5 protein-coding genes are annotated in these 6,185 nt (G+C 58.4%); all 5 read left to right on the top strand.

The features are described 5' to 3' along the window. On the top strand, positions 1 to 529 hold a 529-nt coding region (locus EN984_RS37760), incomplete at its 5' end, for a hypothetical protein (RefSeq protein ID WP_164765523.1). A gap of 128 nt (positions 530 to 657) precedes the next feature. Then, entirely contained in the window at positions 658 to 3,321 is a 2,664-nt protein-coding gene (locus tag EN984_RS18915; protein ID WP_164748725.1) for a hypothetical protein, read from the top strand. A gap of 67 nt (positions 3,322 to 3,388) precedes the next feature. Next, positions 3,389 to 4,684, top strand: a complete 1,296-nt coding sequence (locus EN984_RS18910; protein ID WP_127270495.1) for a hypothetical protein — start codon at positions 3,389 to 3,391, stop codon at positions 4,682 to 4,684. Between the two features lie 72 nt (positions 4,685 to 4,756). Next, positions 4,757 to 5,548: a class I SAM-dependent methyltransferase gene (locus EN984_RS18905; RefSeq protein ID WP_127270497.1), complete on the top strand. Its 792-nt coding sequence runs from the start codon at positions 4,757 to 4,759 to the stop codon at positions 5,546 to 5,548. A 391-nt stretch (positions 5,549 to 5,939) separates the two neighbouring features. Continuing rightward, the coding region (locus EN984_RS18900) for a glycosyl hydrolase 108 family protein (RefSeq protein WP_281057315.1) at positions 5,940 to 6,185 on the top strand (246 nt) is incomplete at its 3' end.

Genomic DNA, 6,185 nt, shown 5'->3' with positions numbered 1-6,185 from the left:
TTTCAAGGCGACGACCGGCAGCGTCGTCAACGATGTGAAAATCAGCGGATCCTCGCCAAACGTCGAGGTGCGGGGCAACATCTACTCCGGTACGGCGACGGGCAAGCCAACCGATGACGGATCGCACATGGCGCTAATTGAAGGAAACCGGGGCGGCGATCTTTTCAAGGGCTATAAGTCGACGCCGGACGCAACGCCCGTTCTTATGATCTTCGAAGCCGGAAACAGCTTTGTTCCGATCAGGCCAGGGCAAGGCGTGAAGTTCACCGCCGATGTCGCTGCCCGCCGCACGGATGGTTCGTCGTCGACCAGCGCCGGCTATGTGTTCGCCGGCGTGATCCGCAACACGGGCGGAACCCTGGCGGTCGAAGGTGCGATCACCAAAACGGTGATCGGCGAATATGCGACCGACGCCGCTTCACTCGACGCCTCCGTCGCCGTGGGGGCTTCCGGAATTGAGGTGACCGTTGTCGGCGTCGCGGCAAAGACCTATGGCTGGAACGCCGTTGTGCGGCTTCAGGAGGTTTGATGCTGCATGGAAGCTGGACGCTGCCAATGCCATCACAATCGCAGTTGATATCTGCCGGCTGATCCAAAGGCCTGCCTCTATCTCAAGACCAAAATCTCTTTTCAGCCTCGCTTCGCGGGGCTTTTTTCATGGAGCACGCCAGCATGGCCCGATCTTCAGCCGCCGCCGTTCGCCTTCTGACCGGCGAGCGCGAACCTGTTCGCCTGGCGACGACCGCCAGCATTGCGCTTTCCGGCCTTCAGACCATCGACGGGGTAGCGACGGAGGTGGGCGACCGCGTGCTGGTCAAGGACCAGGCCGACCAGACGCAGAACGGTATCTATACGGTCAGCGAAGGCCGATGGTTCCGCGCTGCCGATGCCCGCACCGGGCGCACCATGCAGAAGGGAACGACGGTGCATGTCCAGCAGGGCAACGCCTCGGCCGATTTTGTCTTTGCCTTCCAGACGCTTAACCCTGTGATCGGCACCGATGACATTGTGCTCTCGTTCTACCAGTCCGACGACACCGTCGGCGATATCCAGGCAGCCGCGCAAGGCATCATCGACCAGGCCCAGGCCGCTGCGGACGTAGCGACGGGCGCCATGACGACGGTGATCGATCCGCAATTCGCGACCAAGGCGACGGCCGAGGCATTTTACCCGCCGATAGCACCCACATACATCCGCACCGCCTTCTGCGACAGCTCTCAGGTGGCAGGCAGCGGCGCTGTGTACCGCAAGAATGGAACGAATGTCGGGGATTTGGTGATCACGCTGAGCGATGGCATGACGAAGACAGGCTATACGCTCGCCTCAATTCCGGTGACGGCATCAATGCTCGGCGCGCGTGGTGGCGGTGCGAATGCCACGGCTGCTATCAGTGCACTGCTCGCGGGCAGCTATCCGCATGTGCTGATTGACGGCTCCTACCAGACCGACGGCAACCACACGATCTCGACAGCGAAGAAGCGCGTCGAATGCCTGGGCGGCTCTGCCCTAATCCTGCGCGCGCCAGTCGGCACCGTTACCGGCCACCATCCCGTCATCGATATTGCTGCCGATGACGTCCTGATAGACGGGGACCTCACGATTGATGGTGGATCACATGCCGGCTACCAGGCTTCTATCGGTATTCGCGTCGGCCTCTCCACTGGTGCACGCCGGAAGCGGCCGACAATTCGCGGCGTGAAAGTCCGCAATCTTGGCCTTGCCGGCGTGATGGCGCTCTGTGTCGACAGCCCGACGATTGAGGACATTGACGGCTATAACATCGTCACGCCAACCGGCGGCGAGTTTGGCGACACGGTTTACGTGGCCGGCGTCCGCAAGCCGATCGTGCGCAACATCCGGTCGGCGAAGTGCAAACGCGACGGCGTCGTGTTGACCTATACGGGGAATCTAAACACCACCGACGTGTTAGTCGACGGGGTTTTCGCGGATGCACATCTCGACAGCCCCTCCGCCGGTGTCTGGGTGGAGATGACCGGTGCGCGAGATCCGCGAGGGATCATAACTAACGTAGTGGCGAATGACTGTCTGGTTGGCGTAGCTGCGACTGATGCCAACAGCGAGATCGTCATTTCGAATGTCAGGGCAATCGGCAACCGGCTCTCCGGTAGTTCTGCCGGTAACGTCTTTGGCGTTCAGATTCAGTCGGGCCGGCTCGATAACTGGTACATCGATCGCTACAACACCGCCCTGCAATTGGAGCCAAACGGCGAATATCAGTTCGCCCTCAGCTCGCAAGTTGGATCGTTTGCGACTGGCGAAACGGTCAGCGGCGGCACCTCTGGCTCCGCCGGAACCCTGCGGTTCCAACATTTTGAAATCGTCATCACCGGTTCAACCGTCGACTATGAACTCGGTGAGACGGTGACAGGCGGTTCATCCGGCGCGACGGGCATCTTGGTCGACTTCTTTGCCAACGTGCTAAGGGTCTTGCCGATAAGTGGGACGTTTCAGGCCGGTGAGACAATCACTGGAGGCAACTCTGCGATTGCCAAAACAGCAAACAGCGCGACCCGGCGCATCTATGTGCGCGGCTCGGCCGGCATCTTTCCGGCTGGCGAGACGATCACGGGTGGAATGTCGGGTGCCACAGCCGTAATCGCCGCGCCCTACCAGACGCCTCTTGCGATCGGTCCGGGCACGTTGATGAACTGCTCGACCGACGCCGTCGTCGTTGCGAACGTAGTGACACCGGCGAGCCTTAGCCTTTCTGGCATCAGGGGAAACACCCAGTCGCATGGCATCCGGTTCAACCTTTCCGTGGGCCAACGGCTGCGCAAAGCCAGTCTCAGGGACATCGCCCTGAAAAACTCGACCTCCATTGGCGTTGCTTTTCGGGTAAGCACCGGCGGCGTGATAGACGAAATGCTGGTCGATGGCTTTGACATGACGGAATGGGTTGGTGATGGCACCGGCAGTTCCATCACGGCCGGCATCGCGACCAGGTTTATTGGCGGCAACAATCCCGGCCTGCAGGGGACGTCGAGTGTGCCGACCAATCTGACCGTCAACACAACGCTGTCCGGGCTTCACAACCGGGCACTCTGCCACAACAACGGGGCCGGCGGGACGCGGACACATACGCTGCCGCCTGCCGTGCCTGGCCTTCGGATCGGCTTTGCCGGAGTACACGCAACCCATGTCATGAACATCGAGCCCAACGGGACGGACACGATCAAGGGCGGCGGTGCAGGAAAATATCTCATTCTCGATCCCGGCGAGCGTGTAACCCTGGAGGCATACGCAACGGGCTCATGGGTGGTCAGCGCGACAGTCGGCTGGGCGGGCGATTTCGAGTTGTAGACTTTGTCGTTGTGAATGACCGAATCGCCTAGGTTGCTTTTTTGATCCAAATGGACGAACGAAAGATATGGTGCTCGCTCTGTGGTCAATGGTGGCCGTGACCACCTTTATACTTGTGGCCCGCCACAATCGGGTTTCTGTTGTAGCGATTGGCTATGTCGGCCTTCTTGCTTATTCGGTGCCCGCGCTGATTGGCTTCACGCGACCTGTGAGCGCGAAAGGATTGGTGCCATATCTCGAGCCGGCGTCGTCGGAAGCAATTCTGGTGATGGTCGCTGCTTGGCTAGGGTTCGGGTTGGCGCTGCTGCTGATGCCTTCGTCTGTGGACGGGGGGCGTCCCCCTTGTTACCAGCTGCACCCGATGCGGGTCACCTGGTTCATTCGGTGCGCGCTGATCATTTCTTTAGCCTGCTATGCATGGATGGCAAACAGGGCTGGACTTGAGTGGTACGCGATGGAGCGTGCCGACATCTATGACGCCGTTGGTGGGCTCATTTCGATCGTGTGGCGTTGGGTCAGCGGCATCGGCCTTCTGGCATCGATCTATTTCGATAGGTTGTGGGGTCGCGGCGCTCGTATTTATCAAGCCATCTTTGCGTTAATGGTCGCACTTAATGCGATCGCGGGTGATCGGACTGTCCCGGTGATCTTGGCAATGGCGTTCGCCATCGTGTTGTTGTGGGAGTGGCCGATAACGAAGGCGGCCCTGCATTGGAAGGCATGGGCGATCGGGCTGGCGACGCTTGCGATCATCTTCTTTATGAAGCCCTTCTATCTGGCCTACAAACGCGACCTGCCGTTTGGCAGGATGCTGGCAGGCGGTTCTGATCCGATGGCTATGGTGGCCTCCTGGGAAGCCTTCGGCACTCATGAAAACATCGAAGGGCTGATTAGGAGTAGCACGACCTATCCATGGTGGAACACGGTTCGCGATACCTTGGCGCAACTGCTAATTCAGCCGTCGGCCTTCGGCTTTGACAGCACTGGGTTCAACACGGTGCTCCAGACCCAGATATTTTCGCAGGCGTTGTACGGCTTGGCTGGTACATTCTGGGGGCAGGCGTGGGCGATTGGTGGTATTCCCGTTGTGATCGTATTTGGGTTGATCTATGGCGGAGCGTTGGTGGCGTTGCACCATGCTTCGCTCAAAAGTAAGGGTATGTGGTTCTTCTTCTGGATCATCCTCGGCAGCGTGATAGGGGTCTATGCGCACCGGAATGCCTTGGAGAACGTTCTTGCGCAGGCACGGCAGCCATTCGTCGGTTTCGTGACGATTCAGGTCTTGGTGTGGGTACTGCTCTTCGGGCGCTTCCATACCAGCGTTCCGGCTGTTCCGATTGTGGGTCGAGACTACGGCAAATGAACTGATGTTGAGCAGCGCCTTGGGGGAGGCAAATGAACTGATGTTGAGCAGCGCCTTGGGGGAGGCAAATGAATGGTGGAGCAGGTATATCTCGATCAGCAGCATGATCGTCTTGTATTCATCGACCGACCAGCCGACGAAGGATTCTGGGACGATCGTTGGGCGCAATCCCTAACAGCAGCGGACATTCGGAAAAAGAGCGTCTTTGTCCAGCATGTTACCCGAAAGTATTTAAGCCCGCCTGATCGAGTGATTGATGCAGGCTGCGGTGTGGCCAATACAGTCTTTGGGCTCCATCACGCAGGGTTCGAGGCTTACGGATTAGACTTTGCCCCCGTAACCATCGCTAGGATCAAAAAGCACGCCCCAGAACTTAATATCGTTCTCGGTGACGTGCGAGAAATGCCATTCGAGGATGCCTTTTTCGAAGGGGTGTGGTCCTTGGGGGTGATCGAACACTTCAAGGATGGTTACGCATCGATCATCGAGGAGGCACGCCGAGTGCTGAAACCTGGCGGACTCCTTTTCCTAACTGTCCCCAGCGTGTCGCCATTGAGGCGTCTAAAGATGCGGCTCGGTCGATACGAAGATGTGAGTGCCGCGGACATGGCCCGATTTTACCAATTTGCCTTCACCCCGAACGACACAATTAGAACGATCAGCGGGATGGGGTTCCGGCTTTTGGAAAGTCGGTCCAGGGGCGGATATCTGGGGTTGATGCGGGAGAGCAGCTTGTTAAAGCGCCTGCTTGAACCATTGTATGAGAGCCGGTCGCGACCGATGGTGACCTTACGACGCGCGATCGACTTAGTGATCAGCCCAGTATCCTTTCACACAAAGCTGTTCGTCTTCAAAAAGCACTAGCTGAAACTCGCTGAATTTCGAACTCCTATTGATCTTTATCCTGACGGAGCTTCTCATCGATGTCTCTCAGGCTTTTGTTGTACGCGCGCGTCTCTCGCCGCACCCCTATCGTGGCAATAACTACCCACGCGATGGAGAAGGCGCCGATGAGGACTCCTAAAACTAAATGTTTTATGTCAGGCATATGTGCTTTTACGCGCCCTAGGTGCGTCAATGACTTACCGAGCGCACGGGTCTCTTGCTGATACTCAGAATTTTAAAGTCTGTATCTGCCAACTTGGCGAATGATATCCAGAATCATAATCGCCCGCGTCAAACCTAACCTCCACCCGGCGAACATACCAAAAATCAAAAACTGAACAACTGCCCGGAAGGGCGGAAAGGAACCACCATGGACCGCAACTTCGCGCGGGCGCTTGCGCTTGTTCTCAAATCGGAAGGCGGCTGGTCGGACAATCCGGCTGACCCCGGCGGCGCCACCATGAAGGGCGTGACGCTTGCCAGCTTCCGTCGCTATGTGAAGGCCGACGCGACGAAGGCGGATCTGCGTGCGATCAGCGACGCGCAGGTCGCCACCGTCTATCGCCGCTTCTACTGGGACGCTGTGCTCGGCGCCGAATTGCCCGATGGCGTCGAC

Origin of the sequence: Mesorhizobium sp. M7A.F.Ca.CA.004.12.1.1 (genome assembly GCF_003997835.1) — a bacterium.
GTDB lineage: Bacteria > Pseudomonadota > Alphaproteobacteria > Rhizobiales > Rhizobiaceae > Mesorhizobium.
The sequence above is the reverse complement of the archived record's forward strand: the minus strand, read 5'-3'. Positions and strand labels throughout refer to the sequence as shown.